This window comes from Kribbella polygonati, assembly GCF_050320105.1.
GTDB lineage: Bacteria > Actinomycetota > Actinomycetes > Propionibacteriales > Kribbellaceae > Kribbella.
The window spans coordinates 4,779,555-4,803,344 of sequence record NZ_CP190129.1; the positions used below are offsets into that span (position 1 = coordinate 4,779,555).

Genomic DNA, 23,790 nt, shown 5'->3' on the forward strand with positions numbered 1-23,790 from the left:
AGCCAAGCCAGCAACGCTGAATCCGTGAACCAGACTCAGACGAGACCGCCGCTCGTCCGTCGCGCCGGCGAACCCGACGCGGACGAGCTGGCCAGGATGCTGACCGGGCTGACCGAGCTCAGCCGCTACTTCCGCTTCCAGACCGCGATCGGCTCGCCACCGCGATCCGCGTTGCTGCTGCGGATGCTCTGCCCGGCCGGCGCCGCGTTCGTCGCGACCCGCGGTACGGCGATCGTCGGGCACGCGATGTGGGCGTGGGCTCCGGGCGAGGCGACCGCGGAGCTCGCGGCGGTGATCGCGGAGGACGACCAGCGCCGCGGGCTCGGCGTACGGATGCTGTCGATCGCCGCCGCGGACGCGATCTCTTCCGGGGCGACAAATTTCCTCTTCGTGGTCAGCGCCGCCAACGAGCGGTCGGTGCGGATGGTACGGCGGCGTTGGCCGGACGCGACGGTCGAACGGGACGGGTCGTTGCTGAGCTTCGTCGCGCCGGCCCGGCTACCGGACCAGCCGGAAGAACGCGCGGATGTCGTCGACCAACAGGTCGGGCGCCTCGAGCGCGGCGAAGTGCCCGCCGCGGGTGAACTCCGACCAGTGGACGATGTTGTGCCGGCGTTCTAGCCCGCGGCGAATCGCGGGATCGGTCGGAAACACGGCGATTCCGGTCGGTACGCCCGGCCGGAGGTCGTCGACGGCGCCACGATTCTCGTAGTACAGGTTGGCCGACGTCGCGCTCGTGTTGGTGAACCAGTAGATCGACACATCGGTCAGGAGATGATCGAGGTCGACCGCGTCCTCGGGCAGCGCGAGGGCCGGATCGGTCCACTCCCAGAACTTCTCCAGGATCCACGCGAGCTGACCGACCGGCGAGTCGCTCAGCCCGAACGACACCGTTTGCGGGCGGGTTCCCTGCAGGTCGGCGTATCCGGTCCCGACCGCGCGCAGGCGCTCCGCGGCCGCAAGGCGTTCGCGTTCGGCGTCGGTCACCACGTCGCCCGGCCGGACGTCCGGGAAGGCCAGTCCCCCGTTGATGTGGACGCCGACCACGTGCTCCGGGTCGAGTTGCCCGACGAGCGGCGACACCACCGATCCGGTGTCACCCCCTTGCGCGCCGTACCGCTCGTACCCGAGCCGGTGCATCAGCTCTACCCACGCGCGGGCGATCCGTCCGTGGTCCCAGCCGTCCGTCAACGGCACCGAGAACCCGTGCCCCGGCACCGACGGCGCGACCGCGTGGAACGCTTCCCGCGGATCCCCGCCGTACGCCGACGGGTCGGTCAGCGGCCCGAGTACGTCGAGGAACTCCGCGACCGATCCGGGCCAGCCGTGCGTCAGCAGCAACGGCAACGCGTCCGGCTCGGGCGATCGTACGTGCAGGAAGTGCATGGTCTGCCCGTCGAGCTCGGTCACGTACTGCGGGAACGCGTTCAGCCGCGCCTCCCACACCCGCCAGTCGTACGCCGCCCACCGCTCGGCCACGTGCCGCACGTACTCGACCGGCACCCCGCGTTCCCATCCGCCAGGTAGTTGCCGAGGCCAACGAATCCGGCCGAGCCGCTCGCGCAGGTCGAGAACGTCCGCCTGAGGGATCGCGATCCGGAACTCAGAGATCATGCGCCCGCTCGTGCAACGGCTCGTACAACCCGACCTCGCCCCCACCCGGCAACCGGAACGCGGTCAGCACACCCCACCGCTGCCGCTCCACCGGACGCACGAACTCGACGCCGCGGGCCGTCAGCTCACCCATCGTCTGCTCGAGGTCGTCGCACATCAGCAACAGCTCGTGCGACCCGGCATCGGCCGGATGGACCGCGACCTCGGCCGGCGGCAGCTTGAAGATCAGCCACCCGTGCCCCGGGTCGACGGACGGGTACTCCAGCACGTCCCGGAAGAACGCGCGATCCGCGTCCGCGTCAGTGCTGTAGACGATCACATGCGCACCGTTGATCATCTACAGCACTGTAGTCGCGTACTCAGTCCTCGACGACGATGGCGAGCGCCGGGCAGACCGCGGCGGCCTGGTGGATGTCGGCGGCGAGGTCCGCCGGCGGGTTCTCGTTCAGCAGGACGACGATGCCGTCCTCGTCGCGCTGGTCGAACACGTCGGCGGCGGCCGTCACGCACTGGCCGGAGGCGACGCACTTGTCCTGGTCGATGATGACCTTCATCAGCGGGTTCCTTTCACCACGTCACGGGAAGCGAGTAGACGCCGTACACGGCGCCGTCGTGCTTGAACGGGATCTCCTCCAGCCCGACCGCCCGGCGCAGCGTCGGGATCCGCCGGTACAGCGTGCTGTACACGACCTGCAGCTCCAGCCGCGCCAACGGTTGCCCGAGGCACTGATGTACGCCGAACCCGAACGCCACGTGCCGCCGCGCGTCCCGGCCCAGGTCCAGCGCGTCCGGATCCTCGAACACCGACGGGTCCCGGTTGCCGATGTCGTTCGGCAGAATCACGCCGTCGCCGGCCTTCAGCACCTGACCGTGCAGCTCGATGTCCTCGAGCACCGCCCGCCGGCGCCCGTTGTGCGTGATGTTCAGGTAGCGCAGCAGTTCCTCGACCGCGCCCGCCACCACCTTCGGGTCGTCGGTCTCCCGCAGTACGGCGAGCTGGTCCGGGTGCTCCAGCAGCGCGAGGGTGCCGAGGGCAATCATGTTCGCGGTCGTCTCGTGCCCGGCGAGCAGCAGCAGGACGCCCATCCCGGCCGCGTCCTGCCGGGTCAGCTCGCCGGTCTTCACCCGCTCGGTCAGCCCGGACAGCAGGTCGTCGGCCGGGTTCTCCAGCTTCTCGCCGACCAGGCCGTCGAGGTACTTCGCGAGGTTGCCGTGCGCGGCCGCCCGTTCCTCCTGGGTCGCGGACATCCGGATCAGGTTCTTGCTGTTCTGCTGGAAGAAGTCGTGATCGGCGTACGGGACGCCGAGCAGCTGGCAGATCACCAGCGACGGCACCGGCAGCGCGAACGCCTCGACCAGGTCGACCGGGTTCGGCCCGGCGAGCAGGTCGTCGATCAGGCCGTCGACGATCTTCTGTACGCCGGGGCGCATCGCCTCGATCCGCTTGATCATGAACGGCGCGGTCACCATCCGGCGCAGCCGCGCGTGCTCCGGGTCGTCCATCAGGATGAAGCCGATACCCACCCCGTCGTCGTTGCGTGGGGGCTGACCGGTCGGGCTCGGGTAGCCGGGTCGCCGTACGTCGGAGGACAGTCGCGGATCGGCGAGCAGCGTGCGCTGGTCGTCGTACCGCGTCACCAGCCAGGCGTCCTTGCCGAAGATGTTCACCTTGGTGAGCGGTGCTTCCTGTTGCAGCTCACGCAGTCGCGGCGGCGGATCGAACGGACAACCTGTTGCCCGGGTCATCGGATAGACAGGTGTGGTCATATGCGTCCTTCCCTAGCAAGGTTTCGGTCGCGGTGCGCACGGGTCTGTTTCGGTGCGTTCCAGCCGAGGACGCCGACGATCCGGCCGGCGTCGCGGTAGTGCGCGACGAACCGCTCGCCGATGGTGCCCTCGGCAACCGTCAGGTCGGCGGACGGGCGTCCGTGGACCTGGATCCTGGTGCTGAACTGGTCGGTCCAGAAGTACGGGATCGGGCGGTACGGCTGGTGGTCGCCGATGATGTTGGCGGCGACGCAGAGAGCCTGCTCGGTGGCGTTCGTCCGGTTCTCCAGGCGGACGAGCCCGTCGTCGTGGCGCCAGCGCGCGACGTCGCCCGCGGCGTACACCCCGTCGGCGGCACGGCAGTACTCGTCACACACCACACCGTTGTCGAGCCTCAGCCCACTACCTTCCAGCCACCCGGTGGCCGGCGTCGCCCCCAACGCAACCACCACCACGTCAGCCGGCAACACCTCCCCACCCACCAGCCGTACGCCGCTCACCCGCCCGTCGAGGTCTTCCAGCCCGTCCACCGCACACCCCAACCGAAGCCCAACCCCTTCGGCCGCGTGCATCTCCCCCAACAACTTCCCGGCCACCGGCCCGAGCTGCGCCTCCATCAGCACCGCTTGCGGCCCAGCGAGCGTCACAGAAAGCCCCAGCTTGCAAACAGTCGCAGCAACCTCCGCCCCCAACACCCCATCCCCAACGACAACTACACGCGCTTGTCCAACGAGGGATGTGCGGAGTGCGGCTGCGTCGTCGAGGGTGCGTAGTACGTGGACGCCTTCGAGAGGTGGGCCTGGGAGGTGACGGGGTTGCAAGCCGGTGGCTATCACCACGTGGTCTGCTGTGAGGGATCGGCCGGTGGTGGTGTGGACTGTGTGATCGGACAAGGAGACTGCGGGGTCGCCGAGGACAAACTCCGCGTCGAGGGCGGTGAGCATCGTGTCGGGACGCAACCGGGTGCGGCTCTCGTCCCAGTCGCCCAGCAGGAACTGTTTGGACAGCGGTGGCCGGTCGTACGGCGGGTGGTACTCGGCGCCCAGCACCGTGATCCGGTCCCGGAAACCCTTGCGCCGCAGGGCTTCCACGGTGGTCAACCCAGCGGCGGAAGCGCCCACCACCAGCACACTCACGAAGTCACCGGTGCCGTCAGCAGCCCGACGATGCCGTCGATCAGCCCGTCGGCCATCTCCTCCCAGGTCGCCCGCGCCGTCGGCCGCCCCTCGGCGCGCGCCAGCTCGAACTCCGCGGTCATCTGGATGATCAGGTGCCGCGCCATGTCCCCACGCTCGATCCGCACCGCCGGCGGCAGCTCCGCGAGATGCTCACCCAGCCCGCCGACCACCCGCGTCAGCGACGGCGAGTTCCGCGACTCCAGCAACTGGATCTCGCGCAGCCCGGGATCGTTCATCAGCTGCGCGCTGAACCGCGCCAGCCAGCTCTGCGTCCCGAGGCTCGCCATGTGGTCGGTCGCCGACCGCACCAGGATCGTCACCCAGTCCCGTACGTCGGGCTCCGCGCCGAGCTCCGCGAGCAGTTCCCGCCGCCGCGCCTCGACCGGTTGGGCGTGTTTCCGCACGATCGCCCGGACGAGGTCGGTCTTGGTCCCGAAGTGGTACCCGACCGCGGTGTTGTTGCCCTGCCCGGCCGCCTCGCTGATCTGCCGGTTCGACACCTCGTGGACGCCGCGCTCGGCGAACATCCGCTCGGCCGTCACCAGGATCAGCTCCCGGGTCGCGTTCACCCGCGCCGCCCGGACCTCTTTCGCCATCATCACCAGGTCACCTTTACCTCCCGCAGCCCGCCGACGAGCAGCCCCTCGACCAGGGGCAGCTCCGCGGACGGCACAGCCAGCTCCAGCGTCGGCAACCGACGCAACAACACTTCGAGTACGACCTGCAACTCGGTCCGCGCCAGCGACTGCCCGATGCAGGAGTGCGGCCCGGCGCCGAACGCGAGGTGCACGTTCGGGCTCCGGGTCAGGTCCATGTCCGCGGCGTCCGCGAAGATCCGCTCGTCCCGGTTCGCCGAGGCCATGCTGCACACCGCGGTGGTCCCCGCGGGCAGGACGCCGTCGGACAGCTCGAGCTCCTCGCTGACGTAGCGGATCATCCCGAACCCGGCGTTCGCGTCGTACCGCAACGCCTCCTCGACCGCCGTCCGGACGAGGGCCGGGTCGGCGAGCAACTTCTCCCAGCGGGTGCGGTCGGCGAGCAGCATCGCCAGCATCTTGCCGATCATGTTCGTGGTGGTCTCGTGCCCGGCGATCAGTAGGCCCATCCCGGTGGAGACGAGCGCTTCGTCGGTCAGCTTCTCGCCGGCCGCGTCCGTGCCGGTGATCAGGTCGCTGAGCAGGTCGGTGCCCGGATCGGCGCGCTTCGCCTCGACGTGCCCACGCATGTACGCCGCGAACTCGGTGTGCGCGGCCTCCATGTCGGCGGCCGAGTACCGGTTGAGGTTGAGGAACGTGTCGGACCAGTACGAGAACCGCTCCCGGTCGGACGCCGGTACGCCGAGCAGCTCGCAGATCACCCACACCGGCAACGGGAACCCGAGCGCGGCCTTGAGATCCGCGGGCCGGCCGCCCGCGACCATGCCGTCGACGAGCTGGTCGGCCATCGCCTCGATCGACGGCCGGAGCGCCGCCATCCGCTTGGCGGTGAACCACTTGGTGATCATCCGCCGCCAGCGCTGGTGCCCGTCCCCGGACTGCGGTACGCCGGGCCGCCGCCGGTCGAAGACGCCCGTACCTTCCGCGGACACCCGCGCGGATCCCTCCGCCGTCCGGCTGAACCGGGCGTCGGACAGCACCTGGCGGACGTCGTCGTACCGGGTGAGCAGGGCCGCCTGATCGCCGCTCGGCAGCTGGACGTGCGCGACCGGGCACTGCTGCCGGAGCCGCTCCCACTCGGGCGGCGGTTCGATCGCGTCGACGGGCGGGATCGGGTACTGGACGAGCTGCTCACTGTCGGTCACAGGCCATCACCTCCGTGTGGTTGTGCTCCCAGCTTGCCTCGCCGACTTGTTTAAGTCAACTGCCTGACTTAGCCTATTGGTTGCAGAAACCAACTATCTAGTTCAGCCTCAGGAGGCTGTCGTGTCCGCTTCATCCGTGCGCACCGGGGCCGTCGTGCCGGTGCTCGCCTCGGCCGGTATCACGGTCGCGCTGATGCAGACCCTGGTGATCCCGCTCGTTCCCGAGCTGCCGCGGCTGCTGAACGCCTCGGCCGCCGGGACCGCGTGGGCGATCACCGCCACGCTGCTCGCGGCCGCGGTCGCGACGCCGATCATGGGCCGGCTCGGCGACATGTACGGCAAGCGCCGGATGCTGCTGATCAGCGTCGGCATGCTCGTCCTCGGCTCGGTCGTCGCCGCGCTGAGCAGCTCGCTGGTCCCGATGATCGCCGGCCGCGCGCTGCAGGGCCTGGCGTCCGGCGTGATCCCGCTCGGCATCAGCATCATGCGCGACGAGCTGCCGTCGGAGAAGGTCGGTACGGCGGTCGCGCAGATGAGCGCCTCGCTCGGCGTCGGCGGCGCGCTCGGCCTGCCCGCGGCCGCGTTGCTGGCCGAGAACTTCAACTGGCACACGCTGTTCTGGGTGTCGGCCGGCCTCGGCGTGATCGTCTTCGGACTGGTCGTGCGCTTCGTCCCGGAGTCGGCGGTCCGCTCCGGCGGCCGGTTCGACCTGCCCGGCGGGATCGGGCTCTCGGTCGGCCTGATTTCGTTGCTGCTGGCAATCTCGCAGGGTTCCAGCTGGGGCTGGACCGGCGGCCGGACGCTCGGCCTGTTCGCGCTCGCCGTCGTCGCACTGCTCGCCTGGGGCTGGTGGGAACGCCGCACGACCGAGCCGCTGGTCGACCTGCGGACCACCGCGCGGCCGCAGGTGCTGCTGACCAACCTGGCCTCGATGGTGTTCGGGTTCGCGATGTTCGCGATGTCGCTGGTCCTGCCGCAGCTGCTGCAGATGCCGAAGGCCACCGGTTTCGGGCTCGGTCAGTCGATGCTCACGTCCGGCCTGGTGATGGGCCCGTCCGGCCTGATCATGCTGGTCGCGGCGCCGTTCTCGGCGAAGATCTCCAACACCCGCGGCCCGAAGGTGACGCTGATGCTCGGCGCGCTCGTGGTCGCCGCCGGGTACGGCGTGGGCAGCGTGCTCATGGGTTCGGTCTGGGAGCTCGTCCTGGTGTCGCTGCTGATCGGCGCCGGCATCGGCCTGGCGTACGGCGCGATGCCCGCGCTGATCATGTCCGCCGTACCGGTCTCGGAGACCGCGGCCGCGAACAGCTTCAACACGCTGATGCGGTCGATCGGTACGTCGGTGTCCAGTGCGGTGGCCGGCGTGATCCTGGCCAACCTGACGATCAGCCTGGGCGGCTACACCCTGCCTTCGCAGAGTGGCTTCCGGGTCGTCCTGCTGATCGGTGCCGGCGCCGCGCTCACCGCACTGGTCGTCGCGTCCTTCATCCCGGCCCGCCGCGCCGCCGCTCCGGCCCCGGCGCCGGCCGTCGCGAAGTCAGTCGAGGACCGGGTCGGGCTCGCGGACAGCTGACGCGTGGACGGCGGCGTGGTCGACGTCGCTGTGCGTCAGCGCCAGGTAGGCGACCAGCACAGCGAACAGCAGCAGTCCGACCAGGGTCACGGGGCCGAGGCCCCAGCCGACGCCGCCGTACCGGCTGTCCTTGCCGAGCCAGTCGGCGATGGACGCGCCAAGCGGCCGGGTCAGCACGTACGACGCCCAGAACGCGATCGTCACGTTCAGCCCCAGCTTCCACAGGCCGAGCGGTACGACGATCAGCACCCCGAACAGCACGATCGACCAGGTGAAGCCGAGCCCGAAGTCGATCGCGGTGGCGTCACCGACCGCCGTACCGAGACCGAAGGTCAGCAGCACGACGCCCCAGTAGAAGCGCTCCCGCCGGGCGGTGGTGATCGAGTGCACCGAGATGGTGCCCTCGCTCCGCCGCCACCAGGTCAGCAGGCCGCAGAGCAGCCCGAGGTAGACGATCGAGTCGAACCAGTACGGCGTACCGAGCGCGACGTGCGGCCCGTCCGCGATCATCGTGCCGAACAGCGCGACACCGAGCACGGTGACCCAGTAGCGCGCGGGGTGGTAGGTGTTGGACTTCAGCTGCAGGTAGATGGCGGTGGAGAAGGTACCGAGCCCGATGACGGCCGCCAGCGGGATGCTGACGGTGCCGAGGTAGTCCGACGCGGTCTCGCCGATGCCGGTGGTCAGCAGCTTGACCACCCAGAACATCACGAACACCGCGGGGACCTTCGGGGCCGGGAAAACTCGTGGTCGCATGGCCCCGAAGGCTAGGCGGAACTCGCTGAGAGCTACCTGATTCCGGCGAGGAAGTCGAGCGTGCGCCGGATCAGCTGCTTCGCCGCGCCCGCGTCGTACCCGGGCAGCGAGGAGTCCGCGAACAGGTGCTCCTTACCGGGGTAGAGGAACAGCTCGACGGTGTCGGCCGCGGCGGTCAACGCGCGGGCCGCGTCGATGTCACCGCCCTCCTCGGCGAAGAACGGGTCCTCCTCCATCGCGTGGATCTGGGCCGGCACAGCTTGCGGCCAGCTGCCGAACTCCTCGGCCGGCAGGCACGAGTAGTAGAACAGTCCGCCGAGCGCCCCCGCGCGGGTCTGGGTGAGTTGCTGGGCGGGCACCACGCCGAGCGAGAACCCGGCGTACACGACGTTCGCCGGCAGGTCCTGCGCGGCCGCGACGCCGCGCTCCGCGATCGCGCCGAAGCCCGTCGTCCGGGCGTAGTCCATGCCCTCGTCGAGGGTCGCGTAGGTGTTGCCCTCGTACAGGTCCGGCGTGTGGACGGTGTGCCCCGCCTGCCGGAGCTCGTCGGCGAACGCCTTCACCCCGTCGGTCAGCCCCTGCGCGTGGTGGTACAGCACAACCTCGGCCATCATCAGCTCCAATGATCCAAATATCTCGAACAATCGGCGATGCTAGTCTATTCGAACCATGTCGATCAAGAAGCCGGTGCCCGACTACGAGCTCGCGGACACCGTCGAGCTGACCACCGCGGAGCAGGTACGGGCGATCAGCGACCCGCTACGGACCACGATCCTGGGGCTGCTGCACGAGCGCGCGGCGACCGTGACCGAGCTGGCCACCGCGGTCGGGCGGCCGAAGAGCACGGTCGCGCACCACGTGAAGGTGCTGACCGACGCGGGCATCCTGCGCGTGGTCCGGACCCGGCGGGTGCGGGCGATCGAGGAGCGGTTCTACGGGCGCGCGGCCCGGATGTTCTTCGTCGGCCTCGGCCGGCAGGGCGCGGACGGGCAGTTGCCGCACGACTTCAACGACTTCGAGGTGGCGGCCCAGGAGTCCAAGCAGGCCTACGACGCGGGCGAGCTGCGCTCGTTCATCCGGCACGCCCGGATCCCGGACGAGCGGGCCGCCGAGTTCTGGCAGCAGGTGGACGCGTTGATCCACGCGTTCGACCAGCTCCCGCGGGCGGGCGGTACGACGTACGGCTTCACCGTCGGGCTCTACCCGATCGGCGACTACCCGACGCTGCCGCCGGCCGAGGACGAGGACTGACCTTCCGCCGCGATCCGGTCGAGCAGGCTGATCAGGCGGTCGAGCACGTCCCGGACCACGGCGTACTCCTGCTCGCCGAACTCCTGCTCGAACCGCTCCTCGAGGTCCGCCAGGTACTCGAAGCCGTCCCAGGACACATCCAGCCCGTGCTCGGTGTAGGTGACGATCTTGGCCCTGCCGTCGGCCGGGTCGGCCTTCATCTCCAGCAGGTCGAGCGCGACCATGTCACGGATCACCTCGCCCATCGACTGCCGGGTGATCCCGGCCCGCGCCGCCATGTCCGCGGCCCGCGCACCCTCGCCGTGCAAGGTGCCGAACACCGAGTTGTGCGCCATCTTCACCTCGGCGTGCCCGTCGGCGTGTGCCTTCCGCACCATCTCCGTCTGGAGCGCGCGATTGGCCCGGTCGATCAGCGCGATCAGCGGTTTGTGCTTCGGGCGGCGCCTCTGAGCTCTTGACATACCGTAAGGATACCTTCCAATATTTTGACAGGATTCCTTACGGTATCAGGGAGGGGCCGATGGATCCCAGGGAGCTTCACCCAGTGGTCGCCGGACTGTTCGCGCGGGGACGCGGGCGGTCGACACGGGTCGCGATCGAGCAGGAGTACGTCGTGGCCGCGGCGGACGGCGCCGTCGTACCGATCGACGTCGTACGGCGGGCGGTGGCAGGATCGCCGTACGTCTCCTTCGAACCCGGCGGGCAACTCGAACTGAGCCTGCCGCCGTCGCTCGACCCGGTCCGCGACCTGCGCCGTACGACGGCCCGCCTGCGGCGCCGGCTGGGCGGGATCACGCTGCGGCCGATCCCGGTCGATCCGCGCGAAGACGTGCCGCTGCAGCTGATCGCTCCGCGGTACGTCGCGATGCAGCGGCACTTCGACCGCATCGGGCCGGCCGGTCGCGTGATGATGCGCCGGACCGCGTCCACGCAGTTCTGCCTGGACTGGTGGCCGGGTCGCGCCGGCCTCGAACAATGGCGGGTGCTGAACCTCGCCGGGCCGGCTCTGGCAGCACGTTTCAACCGCAGCTCGCGGCTCGCGGTCTGGCAGGCGGTCGATCCGGCGCGGACGGCGTTCGACGACCGGCTGCTGTACGGCGACGACCCGGTGGCGGCGTACACGGCCTTCGCCGCGGGCGCCACGGTCTTCGTCGACGGCCCGGCGGGGCACCTGAGCACGCTGTTCCCGCCGGTACGGCCGCGCGGGACCTACCTCGAGGTCCGCTACCTCGACGCCCAGGAACCGCACATGGTCGAGCGCATCGCCCGAATCCTCCGGCAACTCATGTACGACGACGTCGTCCGGCGCGACGTACTCCGCAAAACCCCTTGCACAGAAGGGATGTGGCACGATGATCGGCGTACTCTTCGTCACCGATCCGCTGCCCGGCTTGCAGGCTGAGATCGACGCGAGCATCGGACTGATGGCCGCCACCCAGGACCTCGACCTCGACGTCTGGTGCTGCGAGCCGGCGGACCTCGCCGTCGTGGACGGGCGGCTGCGCGTACGCGCCCGGCGGATCCGCCTGCGCCCCCGAGTGCCGGGCGACGACCATCGGTGGATCGTCGACCCGCAGTGGTACGACGACCTCGGTACGGCGGTCCTGGACGTCGCGTCGTTCGCGCTCGTACACCTCCGGATCGATCCACCGGTCGACGCACGCTACCTGCACACGACGTACCTGCTGGACCTCGCCGGAACCCGCGTCGTGAACCGCCCGGCAGGCATCCGCGCCCTGCACGAGAAGCTGATGGCGCTGCACCACCCCGAACTCTGCCCGCCGACCCACGTCGGGGCGGATCCACACGCACTGCGGGCGTTCGTGACGCAGGTCGGTACGGCGGTCGTGAAGCCGGTCGACGGGTTCGCCGGGAACGGCGTATGGCTGGTCCGCGACGACCACGGGGCGATCGCGCTGCTCGAGTCGGCGACCTACGGCGGCCGCCGGCCGGTGATCGCACAGCAGTACCTCACTGCGGTTGCACAGGGCAACAAACGACTGTTCCTGCTGGACGGCGAGCTCGTCGGCGCGGTCCTGCGCCGCCCGGCCGCCGGCGACTTCCGGATCGGCCCACCGGTGGCCGTGGCCGGGATCGACGCGCACGACCGCGCGATCGTCGCCGCCCTCGGGCCGGAACTTCGCGACCACGGCCTGGTCGTCGCGGGCGTCGACGTGATCGACGGCCGGCTGATCGAGGTCAACGTCACCTGCCCAGGCGGCATGCACAAGACCGACGCGCTGCTCGGGACGCGACTGAGTCACACCATCGTGAGCCACTTGTTCGAAGGAGCACTCCTATGAGCACCATCACCGTGATCTGCATTGCCCTGCTGGGCATCCTACTGTTCCTGCTAGGCGCCAACGTGACCCGCAACCGCGCGCTCCGCGGCGCCGGCAACCAGCTGCCGACGGACCCCGCCGACCCGTTGCTGATCGCGGTTCGCGCGCACGGCAACGCGGCCGAGTACATCCCCACCATGATCGTGCTGCTCCTGGTCTGCTCGACGCTCTCGCACAGCTGGGTGATCGACGCCCTGGCGATCGCGGCGGTCTTCGTCCGGTTCACGCACGCGTTGGGCATGCTGCGCTCGCGGACGCTGGCGTCGCACGGGCCGCTCCGCGACATCGGTGCCATGGGCACCTATCTGGTCGGGCTGGCGCTCGGCGTCACCGTGCTCGTGACGCTCTGACCGCGGTCGGCGTACTGCCGGTGAGCTGCCGGAAGACCCGCGCGAAGTGCTGGCTGGAGCTGAAGCCGAGGCTCAGTGCGAGTGCGGTGACCGTGACGTCGCTGGACTCGAGCAGCTGGCGGGCGCGGTCGATGCGGCGTTCGTTGAGGTAGCGGTGCGGCGGCTGGCCGAGCTCGGCGGCGAACAGCTCGGCCAGGTACGCCGGCGCGAGCCCGGCACGGTCCGCCAGCTCGGTCAACCTCCAGCGTTCGTGGAACTCCTCGTCCAGCAGGCGTTTCACCGTCCGTACGGCGGGATGCATCGGCAACTGCGGTACGGCGGACGGCGCGAGCGACCGGGAGAACGCGAGGACCAGGTGGTCGACGGCGAGCGTCAGTCCGGTATCGGCGTACTCGTACCGGGTCGTGAGCTCCCGGACCAGCTGCGTGAACGCGTACGTCAGCTCACCGGCCTCCCGGTGTACGACGCCCGACGGCATCGCGAGTCCGGGATGCCGGCGGCGGACGACGTCGAGGTCGACGGCGGCGAAGAAGAAGTGGTGGTTGCCGGAGCGGCCGGCCAGGTGGTGCCGGACCCCGGGAGGTACGGCGAACAGGTGGCCCGGGTGCAGCACGTAGCTCTCACCGCCCGCGACCCAGTGCGTGGTGCCGTGCTGCTGCAGGTAGATCTCCCAGACGGGGTGCTCGTGCGGCTCGATCAGGAACTGTGCGGGCACCCACTGCTCGCCGGCGTGCAGCAGGCCGCTGGCCGGGGCGAACCCTTCGGCGTGGAAGCCGGCGCGGAGCCCGTCGGGGCGGAACAGGGACACCTGAAGATTGTGTCCATCCGGCTGAACATCGGCAACGCTTCCACTGCGCGTTCTCCTTAGGTTGGTCACCATGGACGCTGACGACATTGCCTTCTACCGGCAGCACGGGTACTGGATCTCGCCGGTGATCGTGCCGCCCGACGTACTGGACGCGGCCGAGCGCGGGATGGAGCGGTTCTACGCGAACGACCACGACCACGTGCTGCCCGACATCGGGCCGACGCGGGGCTGGCGGCCGGAGCACGGCGACGTACTGCGGAAGAACGACTACTCGTCGTTGCGGGTCGACGAGCTGGCCGCACTGGTGCACCATCCGGCGATCGCGGAGGCGGCCGCCGCGTTGTCCGGGGCGGACGGGATCCGGCTGTGGCACGACCAACTGCTGTACAAGCCGCCGGGCGGGTCGGCGGCGAAGGTGGGGTGGCACACGGACCGGCAGTATTGGCAGTCGTGTACGTCGGACGACATGCTCACGGCGTGGGTCGGGTTCCACGACGTCGACGAGGTGAACGGGGCGGTCGCGTTCATGCCGGGCAGCCACCGCTGGTCGGTGACCGGGCTGGACTTCTTCTCGCAGGACGCCGCCGGGTTGGAGGCGTCGATCGTCGAGCAGGGCTTCGACCCGACTCCCGTCGTACCGCGGATGAAGCGCGGCCAGGTCAGCTTCCACCACTGCCGGACGGTCCACGGCAGCTCGGCGAACCTGAGTACGGCGCCGCGCCGGTCGATCGCGATCCACCTGCAGCCGTCGGACAACCGCTGGCGCCCCGGCCCCGGCCATCCGAACGACCAGCTCGTCCGCCGGAACCCCGACCCCGACTACTCGGACCCCGCGATCCAGCCGCAGCTCTGGCCGCTGGGTTGACGCGCGCACATCGCCGGGTGTTACCGCCGGTAGCGTGGTCGAGGCCGCTTTCAGGCCCTGGTCGGGCAGATTCCGGAATTTTCCGGGTTCTGGCGTCATGGATCGGCAGGGCGAGCGTCTCAGGGCGTACGGGTCACCTGTCGGCCAGGTAGGTGACCACGATCGGTAGTCAAACGGGGATCTGCCATGTTGATCGACAAGCTGCGCAAACCGCTGCCCGCACCGACCGCTCCGGAACCGGAGCAGCTGGTCTCAGATCCAGTCCCCGGACGCGGGCGACATCGGCTGAGCGGGCCCAGCAACGACACCGTTTTCCGCCCGCTGCTGCAGTCGCTGGCGGCCGGATCCGACCCGGTTCCGCACGCGGCCGCGGCGGGACGGCGGCTCGCGGAGCGGGAGGTCCCGCTGACGGTCGCGCTCGACGAACTGCGGAAGACGTACCGGACGATCGGCGAGGAGCCGTCGTTCGAGGCGATCCGGATCCTCTGCCAGAGCTGGACCGAGTGCACGCTGACGTACCTGCACGCGTCGTCCTGCGAGGACCACGGCACCGGCCTCGCCACCACGCCGCACCTGCGGACCCGGCTGACCGAGCTGTACCGGATCGCCGAGCGCCAGGGCTGGTACCTCCCCGACACCCACATCCTGGTGCTCGCCGAACCGGTCGCCGCGCAGCCGTGCGACTCCCAGCTCGCGAACCTCGGCGGCGCGATCCGGACCGCGTTCCGCGACCCCGAGGTGGTCGCCCGGCTCGGCGCCGTCCGGGTCGCCGCGATCGTGCACGTCGACGACCACTTCACCGAACACCTCGGCACCCTGCGCTCGATGATCGGCTACTGGCCGGACAACGGCGAACCGACCACGGCCGGCACCCCCCGCACAAAGGTCTGGTCCGAACGCCTCCCCACCCTGTCAGACTGGTCCGACAGCTTCGTCAACGACCTCGCGATGGGCTGACCGCGCGGGGGCGGGCGGTCCAACGGGGTTTTTCAGCGCGGGGCGAAGGCCGTGCCCCGGTAGACATCACCTGCGGCCGCGGACCGCAGTACGCGGTAGGTCTGCCCGCCCGGCTGCGTCGTGGCGCCGAGCTGGTCGGTGACGGTGACGACCTTGTTCGGATTCGCGCCCGGGTCGGTCACGCCGCCGACAGTGCTGGTGACGCCGTACAGGCTGACGCTCCCGTCGGCGTTGACCTTGCCGGTGATGTTGCGGACGCCGTCGACGGCCGGCTGCCATGGCAGGCCGGTCGCCACGTTCGTACCTGCCGGCAGGCCCGCGGCGGAGTACGGCCGTCCGAGTCCAAGGCCGTTCTGCAGCGTGTAGGCGTAGGTCCAGGTCCCGTTGACGAGTGACCACTTCTGGATGCCGGCGAGAGTCTGGGCGGCCGCACCGGTGTAGACGCCGCTCGAGTACGTGTCGTCACCGTTGCCGGCGTCCGCGACGTACAGCGTGGTGTCGTTCGCGAACCACATCGCGCCGAACGCGGTCGTGTTCTCCGGTCCGCCGACCTCAGGCGTGGCGACCGACTTGGCGAGCGCCGTCGGGAAACCCTTGAGGATGCACATGTTCGGAGCGATCTCACCGGTCGCGGCGTTGTACTGCTGCGCGGCCGTCGGTGCGGGGGCACCCGGTACCGGTACTCCGACGCCGTTAGGGCACGCGGCGCCGGTCGTGTCGACGAAGTACACGGTGTCGACGCCGTTGGAGCCGGAACCCTTGGTGTAGTAGACGACGCCGTTGTGTACGGCGACAGCTCCGAAGTTGGTGTCCTTGCCGAGCTTGTCGGCCTTCTTCACGCCGGGCAGCTGCAGCACGCTGAACCCGCCGAGCGGCGTCGGCTGACCCACCGTCTGCTCGGCCTCGGACTCGCGGGCCGGTGTGACCAGCTGCGCCCCGGTGCCGTAGATCGTGCCAGGCACGCTCGTACCCTCGCCGTTGTTGGAGTTGCCTGCCGCGTAGTACAGGCCGGTCGCGGCGTCGTAGATCGCGGCCCTTCCGTTGTCACCGGAGTAGGCGTTGGTCTGGGTGACGAAGAACTGTCCCTTGGCATCGACCTCGCCGATGCCGCGGTACACGGACTGGGCGTCGGGATTGGTCGGGTCGATCACGCCGGGTGTGTTGCCGTTCGACGCGTCGAGCGTGTTCGGCGCGGCGACGTACCCCATGACGGTCAGCCGCGAGCCGTCGGTCGACAGGTTCAGCGCGCCCTCGGACTTCGAGGAGAAACTGCCGGTCAGTACGTCGTGGCCGCGGCTGCTCGGGCCGGGCCGGCCGGTCGGCGCCTCGACGGACGCGACCGTCGCACCGGCGGCGTCGAGCTGGTCGAGGTAGATCGGCGCGGTGACGCCGAAGTTGCCGTCCACGGTGACGTTGTCCCACACCCGCGCGAACGAGCCGTCGGCGACGGCGGTCGCGCCGGTCGGCAGTACCTGACCCGGCGCGAGCAGGCCGGGCGTGCCGACGTAGTGGAGCCGGCTGACCACCAGGGAGCCCGGGGTGAGGCCGGTGCGAGGCGCGGCGTCGGCCGGTCCGGCGGCGCACAGCAGGCCGGCCATCGCGAGTGTGGAGACCGCCAAGGCGGCACGGCGACCGCGCAACGTGGGTCGGGACATCGATCCTCATCTCGTCCTGAGGAACCCCACCGGCCCCTCGAAAACACGCCACCCAGCACCGGCCAATACCACGGACCACCTGAACGGCCAGCAGGTGAACGCTCCCCCAACAGCCAGGACCAGTCCCTCAGGAATGCGTTTTCTAAGGGAGCTCTAAAGCCGACCGAAACCACAGCTGAAGCCGACTTGGTCCTCTTGTCCCCACGGCGCCGGTTCTCGTCCGGCGCGCTCGGTGACGAAAGGAAATCACGATGATGAAACGCACCCGGCTGATCGCGGCCGCGGTAACGCTGGCCGCACTGGCCACCACCGGTACCGCCTCGGCAGCGACGTCCGGCGCTGGCGCAGCACCCGGTGCCGCGAAATCCGGTACGACGACCAAGCTCGAGGGCAAGCCCAAGCCGGCTCCGGACGCCGACTTCGCCGCGATGGCCGCGAAGCTCGGCGTGACGACCGACCGGCTCGAGGCCGCGATGGTCGCGGCCAAGCGGTCGCTGGCCAACGCGCAGAACGTCACGCCGCAGGCCTTCATCGCGGCCGTCGCGACCAACCTGGGGATCCCGGCCTCGCGGGTCAAGAGCGTCCTGGAACCGATGCTCCTCAAGCCCGGACGTGACGACGGCAAGCACGACAAGGGCAAACAGGACGGCAAGGGCAAGAAGGGAGCGGACGACCCGCGCACGTCACCGTTCACGACCGACGCCGCGGCGGCACGGTTGGCCGCCTCGCTCGGGTGCAGCAAGGCCAAGGCCAAGGCCGCTCTGCTCAAGCTGGTATCGGCTCAGCGCGGAATCGAGCCGGCGTCGAAGGCCTTCCGGGACATCGCCAAGTCGCTGGGGGTGAGCCCCGACCGTCTTGACAACGCGTTGCGAGATCTGAAGCAATCGATGGCCAAACGCTGACAACTGCCGGCGACCTCATCACAACCTCATGACCGACGGCGAGGATGGCTGACCATGCGGATACTTGTCGTGGACGACGACCCGGCCGTACGCCGGTCCTTGGAGCACGCGCTCGGCCGCGACGGGTACGACGTGGCATCCGCGGTCGACGGGGTGTCAGCCCTTGCCCAGCACGGCGTGTTCCGCCCGGACGCGGTGGTGCTCGACGTTCTCATGCCCGAACCGAACGGGCTCGAGGTATGCCGGACACTGCGTTCGGGCGGGTACGACACACCGATCCTGATGCTCACGGCCCGGGACCTGGTCACCGACCGGGTCGCCGGGCTCGACGCGGGCGCCGACGACTACCTGGCGAAGCCGTTCGCCCTGGAAGAGTTGCGGGCGCGGCTTCGAGCCCTGTTGCGACGCAGTGGCGCGAAGGCCGAGGTACTGCACTTCAGCGATGTCTCCTTGGACCTGAGCGGCCGCCGCGCCGCCCGCGCGGGCCGGTGGCTGGAGCTGACCAAGACAGAGCTGTCCCTGCTGGAACTGTTCCTGCGCAATCCCCACAAGGTGCTGAGCCGGACCCAGATCTTCGAGTCCGTCTGGGGGTACGACTTCGGCCCGGAGTCCAACGCACTGTGGGTCTACATCAGCTACCTGCGCGGCAAGCTCGAGGCCGGCGATGCCAGCAGACTGATCCAGACGGTGCGCGGCCTGGGATACGTCCTGCGCGAGGAGCCATGAACCTACGCACCCGGCTGGCCATCGCCGGAGGAGCCATCGTCGCGGGCGCCTTGGTACTTGTGTCGACGGTCCTCTACCCAGCCGTGGAATCCAGCCTCCGCGGCCAGATCGACAACTCCCTCGTGACGGCGGCGGGCCAGGCACCGGATGTGGCGAGAGCCATCAAGGAGAAGTACCGGGACAAGTCGGGCGTCGAGCCGGAGTTCCCGGCCGTTCCGCTGGGGATCGGGAGCACCCAACTGCAGATCGTGCCGCCCCCGGTCCAGGCCGGCCCGTCGACGAAGTTCGTCGACGTCACCGTCCACGACGTCGCGGTCGCCGGAGGAACCGCTCCCGCCTACTTCCGGAACGCGGTCTACGACGGCATCGCGTACCGCATCTATACCGCCCCGATGGCAGACTCAGGCGGCGCGCTGGTGCGGACGGCGATCCCGCAGTCCGACCCGGCACCGACCCTGCGCGAACTCGGCTGGCTGCTGGCCGCGTCGACGGTGGGCGCCGCACTCCTGGCGGCGCTTGCCGCCCGCCTGGTCGCACGCCGCGTACTACGCCCCGTACGCCGGCTCACCGACACCGTCGAACTGATCCGCACGACCGGCGACCTGGCGATCCCGATCCCCGCCGAGAGCCAGGACGAGATCGGCCGGCTCGGCTCCGCCTTCGCCGGGATGACCGCCGCCCTGGACGCGTCCGTCGGCGCGCAGCGCCGCCTGGTGGCCGACGCCTCGCACGAACTGCGCACACCGCTGACGAGTCTCACGGTCAACCTCACACTGCTGGCGGAGGACGCGTCCGACCGGCAGGCCCCACGCCTGGCCGCCGAAGCACTCGAACAGGCCGGCGAACTCACGCGGCTGACCAACGATCTGGTCGACCTGGCGCGCTACGGTGAGCCGTCCTTCCATACCGAAGACGTCCGTCTGGATCTCGTCGCCGAGGATGTCGCGGCGCGCGCAGCACGCCGGGCAGCACACCTCGAGTTCGGGCTTACCTGCGCGCCGACGGTCGTTCACGGCGACCCTGACGCCCTGGAACGCGCCGTTGCGAACCTCGTCGACAACGCCGTGAAATGGAGCCCCCCGGGTGCCCGCGTCCAGATCACCGTCAAGGACGGCGTTCTCGACGTCGCGGACGGCGGGCCGGGGATTCCGGACAGCGACCTCGACTTCGTGTTCGACCGCTTCTACCGTTCACCCGCCGCCCGCGCACATCCCGGATCCGGACTCGGCCTGGCCATCGTCCGGCAGGTCGCCGAAGCCCACGGCGGAACAGCCGAAGTCGTCCCGCGCCCTTGCGGCGCACTACTACGCCTCACCCTGCCGACGTGCGGCGAACATACTGTCCTCTAGTTTTCGGCCGTAGAGCGGCAGGGCTCGACCCTCCTGGCCGGCCGCACACGTACTGGGCGCCGGCAAACGGCGAGCCGTGTACGGCCGGCGCACGCCTGACCAAGGTCTGGTCCGAAGCGGCTCCCCACCCCGCCGGACCGGTCGCGCAGTTGCCTCAACGACCTCGCGATGGGCTGAGCCCCCTCACCAGCGCGGTCAAACCGACCGCGAACTCGTGATCCGGCCCCAGCGCCTGAACCTCGGCGACAAGCCGGAACAGGCGCTCGGCCCCCGGCGGCACATCGGCCGGCCCCGCAACGGCGGCCTCAGAGCCCGGCAGCGCGTCGGCCAGCCCCTGGCCGATGACCCCAGAGCCGGGCGGTCCCTCAACCGGCCCCGGGACGGCGCCCTGGGCACCGGGCGGTGCGTCGGCCAGCCCCGGGACGGTGACCTCAGAGCCGGGCGGTCCCTCAGCCTGCCCCGGGACGGCGCCCTGGGTGGCGGGCGGGTCCGGGAAGCGGATCTTGTTGCCGTTGGGGGCGGTTTGTTGTTCTAGGGTGGCGCCGATTGTGTAGCGGGAGACCGCTACGTACGCGAGGATCGCGTCGGTGCCGGTGAAGCCGTGGTGTTCGAGGAACGTCACCTGGGCGAGGGCGTTGCCTAGTTTTGGTGCGCGTGGACCGGCTACGGCGAGCAGCCGGGCGCCGTCGCGGACGCTGAGCATTGCCCGGCGGAGGCTGTGCGCGTTGCGGGTCAGGAACGCCCGCCAGTCCTCGCCCGGTTCCGGGAGCCGGTCGGTGTGCCCGCGCTCCAGGACCTCCGCGGCGACCGCGCTGAGCAGCGCGTTCTTGTCCTCGAAGTGGTGGTACAGCGCCGGCTGCCGGACGCCGAGCCGGGCGGCGATCGCGTGCAGCGACAACTTGTCCAGCCCGCGCTCGTCCAGCACCGCGATCGCGGCCGCCACGATCGCGGCCCGATCCGTCCGTCGCTGCTGAGGCACCACCGCACCGTACCCGCGCGAGCACCCCGGACGCGAAACTTATCAGTGATAAGCTTCAGCCGCCCACGCACCGTGACGAAGGAGTGACCGATGGCCGACGGGGACGCCTGGACCGGAGTCGTCGTGAAGAAGTCCCGCGCGATGTACGACGGCGCGAACCTCTACCGCAAGCTCGAAGTACAGCTGGACGGCGGCGAGGTCCGCGACGTCAAGGTGAAACGCGACCTGTGGAAGTCCCTCGAGGTCGGCGACCGGGTCACCAAGGCGGCCGGCGCCGATCCAGAGCGCGGCTGACCGTCGTGTCCTGCCCGCGGGCGGGTCGGGCAGGACACGTCTACCGCGTCAGTGCTTGACTCTGCGTTTCCGGCTGATCAGCAGGAACGCTCCACCGGCGGCCAGCAGGACGCCGGCCAGGACGAACACCAGCGGTGACACGTCGGCACCGGTCGACGCCAGCGGACCACCCGGCTTCTGCGGCGGCTGGCTCGGCGACGGCACGACGGTCGGCGTCGCGCTCGGCGTGACCGACGGGCTCGGTGACGGCGACACCGTTGGGGTCACCGTAGGCGTGGGCGTAGGTGTCGGTGTCGTCGGCGGCACCGGCTCCGGGATGTACACCCCGGCGTCGATCGTGTGGTCGACTCCACCCGGCGTACTCGGCGCCGTGACCTCCGTGGACGCCTTGCAGAGCTGCCCGCTCGTCGGCGGCGTGGGGTTCGAGTCGTGGGCCCGATCGGTCCCCGCGACCGGCAGCGTGAACCGCAGGTCCGTCGCCGGCGGCTGCTTCGGCACGTTGCTCGTGTCCGCCGTACACACGTTGAACTCCACGGTGTACTTCGCTCCTGGCGTCAGCTCGTACTCCGCCCCGACCCTGCCGAAGTAGTACTCGCCGGCCGGATCGGTCTTCGTGGTCGCGACCTGCTTCCCGGCGGCGTCCAGCAGGTTCACGGTCGCGCCCGCGAGCGGCACCTCGTCCTCGTGGTACGGGTCCTGGATGCCGTTGTGGTCGCCGTCGAACCAGACGATGTTGCCGATCTGGATCGGCGCGTTCGCCGCGGCGTAGGCGACGTCGCCGAGACCGCCGGCCTTGCCGAAGCTGTTGGTCGGGCCCACGAACTGGTAGCCGTGTGCCGGGTTGTCCTGCCCGGGACCCACGCCGGTCTCCACGTTGTAGAAGCCGGCCCCGTTCGAGCTGACGTCGCGGGCCGGGTCCAGTTCGGTGCTGATCACCCACTGCTGCTGCGGGATGTACGCCACCGAACCCTGCGAGGTCTCCTGGTGCAGCCCGTTGCCGGAGCGGTTCGGGTCGAAGAAGTCGCCGTGGAAGTACTCCTTGACGTCGCCCGTCTCATGGCCGTTGGTCGCGAAGGTGCCGTGGTTCGGGCAGCTGCCGGTGCCCTCCCAGTCGTACCCGCCGCCCGGCTTCGCGCACGCCATGTTGATGTCGCCGCCGGACATGCCGGCCTCGATCGTGTTGTTCAGCGGCCGCGGGTCCATCCCGCTGCCGATCACGTCCATGAACCGGTCGCGGAAGCCGAGGATCATCGACCCGTTCCGGGTGAAGGCCAGCGACGCCAGCTCCGGCTGCGGGTTGACGTACAGGCTCGGGTTGATCGAGCGGCTGTCCCAGTTCAGCAGGCTGGTGTCCCACGGGTTCCAGTGGTTCGTGGTCGGCGTGGTCCACCCTTGCAGGACCTGGCCGCGCTCGAATCCGAGATCCTGCGTGAGGACCGGCGTGAACGTCGTACCGTCGTAGCTGTAGACGACCGCCTTCAGGTCGGCCCGCTGCTTGGTGCTCTCCGCCGAGCACACGCCGCCGACGTACAGCTTGGCGTCGTGGGTGCTCAGCGCGAACGGGCGCCAGTCGGTCGCGGACGCACAATCCGGGTCGGGAATCCGCACGGTCTTCGCCGGCAGCGCCGCGTCCGCGCCGGTCGCGTCGAAGCTGACGAGTTGCCGGCTGCGCAGGTTCACGGCGTACAGCGTCTTGCCGTCCTCGGAGAGTGCGAGGCCGCCGATGCTCTCCTTGCCCGGGGCATCGGTGAACAGCGCGTCCTTGCGCATGTCGCCCGGTCCGTGCGGCGTCAGCGCGGCGCCGGTCACCTTCGCGAACAGGGTCGGCGTACCGGAGCCGTCGAGCGGGGTCGTGTAGATCGCGTCGCCGCCGTCCGGGCCGTACTCGGTGTAGCGCTTCGCGAACGCGGCCTGGAACATCCGCTTGCGGTACTTGTCGTACGCGAGGCCCCACGTGGTGCCGACCTGCGACTGCGTGTTGACCACCTTCGGGCAGGCCAGTTGGTCCGGACACGTGCCGCGGGCGTCCTGGCCGAACGACACGAGCGCACGGGCGTTCGGGTCCGGCGCGCTGCCGTCGGAGTTCACGGCCGGGCTCTGCACCGGCACGTAGTACCTCGCGTCCGGCAGCGTGTAGTCCGCCGGGTTCCAGACCGCGGTGATCACCGAGTCCGCCTTGCCGTTGCGGACGTCCACGAACGACGTGAAGCTGTCGAAGTGGTTGTCCTTCGTCGACGCGGGCGCCGCGCGCAGGTACCCGTCGTACGGCGCCGGGATCGACACGTCCACGCGGTACTGGCCACCGACCAGTACCGCCGAGGGCTGTACGACGACCTTGCCGGTCGCGTCCGTCGTACCGCGGACGTGGTGTCCCGCGGTGTCGGTGACCTCGACGGCCATGCCCTGCTGGGGCGTGTCCATCGCGGCGTTGATGACGCCGGTCCCGAAGAAGTCCCGCAGCACCTGGACGGTCAGTGTGCCGTCGTCCTGCTGCACGGCGGCGGCACCTGCTGATCCGCTCGCCGAAACCATCGCGCCTGCAGCGCCGCCGGCCAGTAGGAGGCCGGACAACCCTGCACGCAACAGCCGTCTTGTCATAGTTGCTGCTGTCCCCTTTTGGTTG

25 protein-coding genes and 1 pseudogene are annotated in these 23,790 nt (G+C 70.0%); 12 read left to right on the forward strand and 14 right to left on the reverse strand.

Annotation, left to right across the window (positions count from 1 at the left end):
* Positions 1 to 183 precede the first annotated feature (183 nt).
* Positions 184 to 420 (forward strand): annotated as a pseudogene (locus tag ACQHIV_RS22640) (GNAT family N-acetyltransferase); the annotation flags it as partial.
* Between the two features lie 78 nt (positions 421 to 498).
* On the opposite strand, the gene ACQHIV_RS22645 reads toward ACQHIV_RS22640, so the two are convergent.
* Genes ACQHIV_RS22645 through ACQHIV_RS22675 form a run of 7 tightly spaced genes read right to left on the reverse strand, consistent with a single transcriptional unit; the run spans position 499 to position 6,360 of the window.
* On the reverse strand, positions 499 to 1,614 hold the full coding sequence (locus ACQHIV_RS22645; RefSeq protein ID WP_427884981.1) for an epoxide hydrolase family protein: 1,116 nt from the start codon (positions 1,612 to 1,614) through the stop codon (positions 499 to 501).
* A complete protein-coding gene (locus ACQHIV_RS22650; RefSeq protein ID WP_427884982.1) occupies positions 1,604 to 1,951 on the reverse strand; it encodes an extradiol dioxygenase in 348 nt (115 codons plus the stop codon). Before ACQHIV_RS22650 ends, ACQHIV_RS22645 begins: the two co-directional genes overlap by 11 nt.
* Before the next feature lie 22 nt (positions 1,952 to 1,973).
* Positions 1,974 to 2,168, reverse strand: a complete 195-nt coding sequence (locus ACQHIV_RS22655) for a ferredoxin (RefSeq protein ID WP_427884983.1) — start codon at positions 2,166 to 2,168, stop codon at positions 1,974 to 1,976.
* A gap of 13 nt (positions 2,169 to 2,181) precedes the next feature.
* On the reverse strand, positions 2,182 to 3,381 hold the full coding sequence (locus ACQHIV_RS22660; RefSeq protein WP_427884984.1) for a cytochrome P450: 1,200 nt from the start codon (positions 3,379 to 3,381) through the stop codon (positions 2,182 to 2,184).
* Entirely contained in the window at positions 3,378 to 4,517 is a 1,140-nt protein-coding gene (locus tag ACQHIV_RS22665; RefSeq protein ID WP_427884985.1) for an NAD(P)/FAD-dependent oxidoreductase, read from the reverse strand. The genes ACQHIV_RS22660 and ACQHIV_RS22665 overlap by 4 nt, the downstream gene beginning before the upstream one ends.
* Positions 4,514 to 5,158, reverse strand: a complete 645-nt coding sequence (locus ACQHIV_RS22670; protein WP_427884986.1) for a TetR/AcrR family transcriptional regulator — start codon at positions 5,156 to 5,158, stop codon at positions 4,514 to 4,516. The genes ACQHIV_RS22665 and ACQHIV_RS22670 overlap by 4 nt, the downstream gene beginning before the upstream one ends.
* Positions 5,158 to 6,360, reverse strand: coding sequence for a cytochrome P450 (locus ACQHIV_RS22675; RefSeq protein WP_427884987.1), 1,203 nt, complete (start codon positions 6,358 to 6,360; stop codon positions 5,158 to 5,160). Before ACQHIV_RS22675 ends, ACQHIV_RS22670 begins: the two co-directional genes overlap by 1 nt.
* 121 nt (positions 6,361 to 6,481) lie before the next feature.
* Between ACQHIV_RS22675 and ACQHIV_RS22680 the strand changes: the two genes are divergently transcribed.
* On the forward strand, positions 6,482 to 7,933 hold the full coding sequence (locus tag ACQHIV_RS22680; RefSeq protein ID WP_427884988.1) for an MFS transporter: 1,452 nt from the start codon (positions 6,482 to 6,484) through the stop codon (positions 7,931 to 7,933).
* Here the strand turns inward: ACQHIV_RS22680 and ACQHIV_RS22685 are convergent.
* Both ACQHIV_RS22685 and ACQHIV_RS22690 read right to left on the reverse strand, forming a co-directional pair.
* Complete coding sequence (locus tag ACQHIV_RS22685) at positions 7,898 to 8,689, reverse strand: hypothetical protein (RefSeq protein WP_427884989.1); 792 nt, start codon at positions 8,687 to 8,689, stop codon at positions 7,898 to 7,900. The genes ACQHIV_RS22680 and ACQHIV_RS22685 overlap by 36 nt on opposite strands.
* A 32-nt stretch (positions 8,690 to 8,721) precedes the next feature.
* Positions 8,722 to 9,300, reverse strand: a complete 579-nt coding sequence (locus ACQHIV_RS22690; protein ID WP_427884990.1) for a dienelactone hydrolase family protein — start codon at positions 9,298 to 9,300, stop codon at positions 8,722 to 8,724.
* A gap of 58 nt (positions 9,301 to 9,358) precedes the next feature.
* Between ACQHIV_RS22690 and ACQHIV_RS22695 the strand changes: the two genes are divergently transcribed.
* Positions 9,359 to 9,940, forward strand: a complete 582-nt coding sequence (locus ACQHIV_RS22695) for an ArsR/SmtB family transcription factor (protein ID WP_427884991.1) — start codon at positions 9,359 to 9,361, stop codon at positions 9,938 to 9,940.
* Here the strand turns inward: ACQHIV_RS22695 and ACQHIV_RS22700 are convergent.
* Positions 9,904 to 10,401: a MarR family winged helix-turn-helix transcriptional regulator gene (locus ACQHIV_RS22700; protein ID WP_427884992.1), complete on the reverse strand. Its 498-nt coding sequence runs from the start codon at positions 10,399 to 10,401 to the stop codon at positions 9,904 to 9,906. The two genes, ACQHIV_RS22695 and ACQHIV_RS22700, sit on opposite strands and share 37 nt — an antisense overlap.
* A 59-nt stretch (positions 10,402 to 10,460) precedes the next feature.
* Here ACQHIV_RS22700 and ACQHIV_RS22705 point away from each other — a divergent pair, with 59 nt between their 5' ends.
* The 3 genes from ACQHIV_RS22705 to ACQHIV_RS22715 are packed head-to-tail and all read left to right on the forward strand — an operon-like array spanning position 10,461 to position 12,632.
* A complete protein-coding gene (locus tag ACQHIV_RS22705; protein ID WP_427884993.1) occupies positions 10,461 to 11,342 on the forward strand; it encodes a glutamate-cysteine ligase family protein in 882 nt (293 codons plus the stop codon).
* Entirely contained in the window at positions 11,293 to 12,243 is a 951-nt protein-coding gene (locus ACQHIV_RS22710) for a hypothetical protein (protein ID WP_427884994.1), read from the forward strand. Before ACQHIV_RS22705 ends, ACQHIV_RS22710 begins: the two co-directional genes overlap by 50 nt.
* Positions 12,240 to 12,632, forward strand: coding sequence for an MAPEG family protein (locus ACQHIV_RS22715; RefSeq protein ID WP_427884995.1), 393 nt, complete (start codon positions 12,240 to 12,242; stop codon positions 12,630 to 12,632). Before ACQHIV_RS22710 ends, ACQHIV_RS22715 begins: the two co-directional genes overlap by 4 nt.
* Here ACQHIV_RS22715 and ACQHIV_RS22720 read toward each other — a convergent pair.
* A complete protein-coding gene (locus tag ACQHIV_RS22720; RefSeq protein WP_427884996.1) occupies positions 12,610 to 13,440 on the reverse strand; it encodes an AraC family transcriptional regulator in 831 nt (276 codons plus the stop codon). The genes ACQHIV_RS22715 and ACQHIV_RS22720 overlap by 23 nt on opposite strands.
* Before the next feature lie 70 nt (positions 13,441 to 13,510).
* On the opposite strand from ACQHIV_RS22720, the gene ACQHIV_RS22725 reads away from it, so the two are divergent.
* Together ACQHIV_RS22725 and ACQHIV_RS22730 are read left to right on the forward strand one after the other, a co-directional pair.
* Positions 13,511 to 14,305 (forward strand): phytanoyl-CoA dioxygenase family protein, encoded by a 795-nt coding sequence (locus ACQHIV_RS22725; RefSeq protein ID WP_427884997.1) that lies wholly within the window; start codon positions 13,511 to 13,513, stop codon positions 14,303 to 14,305.
* Between the two features lie 186 nt (positions 14,306 to 14,491).
* On the forward strand, positions 14,492 to 15,262 hold the full coding sequence (locus ACQHIV_RS22730) for a hypothetical protein (RefSeq protein WP_427884998.1): 771 nt from the start codon (positions 14,492 to 14,494) through the stop codon (positions 15,260 to 15,262).
* Positions 15,263 to 15,294: 32 nt separating this feature from the next.
* Here ACQHIV_RS22730 and ACQHIV_RS22735 read toward each other — a convergent pair whose 3' ends face one another.
* Entirely contained in the window at positions 15,295 to 16,917 is a 1,623-nt protein-coding gene (locus tag ACQHIV_RS22735; protein ID WP_427884999.1) for a hypothetical protein, read from the reverse strand.
* 251 nt (positions 16,918 to 17,168) lie between these two features.
* Here ACQHIV_RS22735 and ACQHIV_RS22740 point away from each other — a divergent pair, with 251 nt between their 5' ends.
* The 3 genes from ACQHIV_RS22740 to ACQHIV_RS22750 are packed head-to-tail and all read left to right on the forward strand — an operon-like array spanning position 17,169 to position 19,894.
* Complete coding sequence (locus ACQHIV_RS22740) at positions 17,169 to 17,819, forward strand: hypothetical protein (RefSeq protein ID WP_427885000.1); 651 nt, start codon at positions 17,169 to 17,171, stop codon at positions 17,817 to 17,819.
* 54 nt (positions 17,820 to 17,873) lie between these two features.
* Complete coding sequence (locus tag ACQHIV_RS22745) at positions 17,874 to 18,545, forward strand: response regulator transcription factor (protein WP_427885001.1); 672 nt, start codon at positions 17,874 to 17,876, stop codon at positions 18,543 to 18,545.
* Positions 18,542 to 19,894, forward strand: a complete 1,353-nt coding sequence (locus tag ACQHIV_RS22750) for a HAMP domain-containing sensor histidine kinase (RefSeq protein WP_427885002.1) — start codon at positions 18,542 to 18,544, stop codon at positions 19,892 to 19,894. Before ACQHIV_RS22745 ends, ACQHIV_RS22750 begins: the two co-directional genes overlap by 4 nt.
* A 154-nt stretch (positions 19,895 to 20,048) precedes the next feature.
* Here the strand turns inward: ACQHIV_RS22750 and ACQHIV_RS22755 are convergent, their stop codons facing one another.
* A complete protein-coding gene (locus ACQHIV_RS22755) occupies positions 20,049 to 20,873 on the reverse strand; it encodes a TetR/AcrR family transcriptional regulator C-terminal domain-containing protein (RefSeq protein ID WP_427885003.1) in 825 nt (274 codons plus the stop codon).
* 90 nt (positions 20,874 to 20,963) lie between these two features.
* Between ACQHIV_RS22755 and ACQHIV_RS22760 the strand changes: the two genes are divergently transcribed.
* Positions 20,964 to 21,167, forward strand: a complete 204-nt coding sequence (locus ACQHIV_RS22760; protein ID WP_427885004.1) for a DUF7489 domain-containing protein — start codon at positions 20,964 to 20,966, stop codon at positions 21,165 to 21,167.
* 48 nt (positions 21,168 to 21,215) lie between these two features.
* Here ACQHIV_RS22760 and ACQHIV_RS22765 read toward each other — a convergent pair whose 3' ends face one another.
* Positions 21,216 to 23,765, reverse strand: a complete 2,550-nt coding sequence (locus ACQHIV_RS22765; RefSeq protein WP_427885005.1) for an SdrD B-like domain-containing protein — start codon at positions 23,763 to 23,765, stop codon at positions 21,216 to 21,218.
* Positions 23,766 to 23,790: the final 25 nt, after the last annotated feature.

Coding starts and splice junctions, on each gene's coding strand:
- ACQHIV_RS22725 (WP_427884997.1), top strand. CDS start 13,511: ATGGACGCTGACGACATTGCCTTCTACCGGCAGCACGGGTACTGGATC.
- ACQHIV_RS22655 (WP_427884983.1), bottom strand. CDS start 2,168: ATGAAGGTCATCATCGACCAGGACAAGTGCGTCGCCTCCGGCCAGTGC.
- ACQHIV_RS22650 (WP_427884982.1), bottom strand. CDS start 1,951: ATGATCAACGGTGCGCATGTGATCGTCTACAGCACTGACGCGGACGCG.
- ACQHIV_RS22645 (WP_427884981.1), bottom strand. CDS start 1,614: ATGATCTCTGAGTTCCGGATCGCGATCCCTCAGGCGGACGTTCTCGAC.
- ACQHIV_RS22740 (WP_427885000.1), top strand. CDS start 17,169: ATGATGAAACGCACCCGGCTGATCGCGGCCGCGGTAACGCTGGCCGCA.
- ACQHIV_RS22745 (WP_427885001.1), top strand. CDS start 17,874: ATGCGGATACTTGTCGTGGACGACGACCCGGCCGTACGCCGGTCCTTG.
- ACQHIV_RS22695 (WP_427884991.1), top strand. CDS start 9,359: ATGTCGATCAAGAAGCCGGTGCCCGACTACGAGCTCGCGGACACCGTC.
- ACQHIV_RS22715 (WP_427884995.1), top strand. CDS start 12,240: ATGAGCACCATCACCGTGATCTGCATTGCCCTGCTGGGCATCCTACTG.
- ACQHIV_RS22670 (WP_427884986.1), bottom strand. CDS start 5,158: ATGATGGCGAAAGAGGTCCGGGCGGCGCGGGTGAACGCGACCCGGGAG.
- ACQHIV_RS22735 (WP_427884999.1), bottom strand. CDS start 16,917: ATGTCCCGACCCACGTTGCGCGGTCGCCGTGCCGCCTTGGCGGTCTCC.
- ACQHIV_RS22710 (WP_427884994.1), top strand. CDS start 11,293: ATGATCGGCGTACTCTTCGTCACCGATCCGCTGCCCGGCTTGCAGGCT.
- ACQHIV_RS22765 (WP_427885005.1), bottom strand. CDS start 23,765: ATGACAAGACGGCTGTTGCGTGCAGGGTTGTCCGGCCTCCTACTGGCC.
- ACQHIV_RS22750 (WP_427885002.1), top strand. CDS start 18,542: ATGAACCTACGCACCCGGCTGGCCATCGCCGGAGGAGCCATCGTCGCG.
- ACQHIV_RS22690 (WP_427884990.1), bottom strand. CDS start 9,300: ATGGCCGAGGTTGTGCTGTACCACCACGCGCAGGGGCTGACCGACGGG.
- ACQHIV_RS22705 (WP_427884993.1), top strand. CDS start 10,461: ATGGATCCCAGGGAGCTTCACCCAGTGGTCGCCGGACTGTTCGCGCGG.
- ACQHIV_RS22660 (WP_427884984.1), bottom strand. CDS start 3,381: ATGACCACACCTGTCTATCCGATGACCCGGGCAACAGGTTGTCCGTTC.
- ACQHIV_RS22700 (WP_427884992.1), bottom strand. CDS start 10,401: ATGTCAAGAGCTCAGAGGCGCCGCCCGAAGCACAAACCGCTGATCGCG.
- ACQHIV_RS22730 (WP_427884998.1), top strand. CDS start 14,492: ATGTTGATCGACAAGCTGCGCAAACCGCTGCCCGCACCGACCGCTCCG.
- ACQHIV_RS22760 (WP_427885004.1), top strand. CDS start 20,964: ATGGCCGACGGGGACGCCTGGACCGGAGTCGTCGTGAAGAAGTCCCGC.
- ACQHIV_RS22685 (WP_427884989.1), bottom strand. CDS start 8,689: ATGCGACCACGAGTTTTCCCGGCCCCGAAGGTCCCCGCGGTGTTCGTG.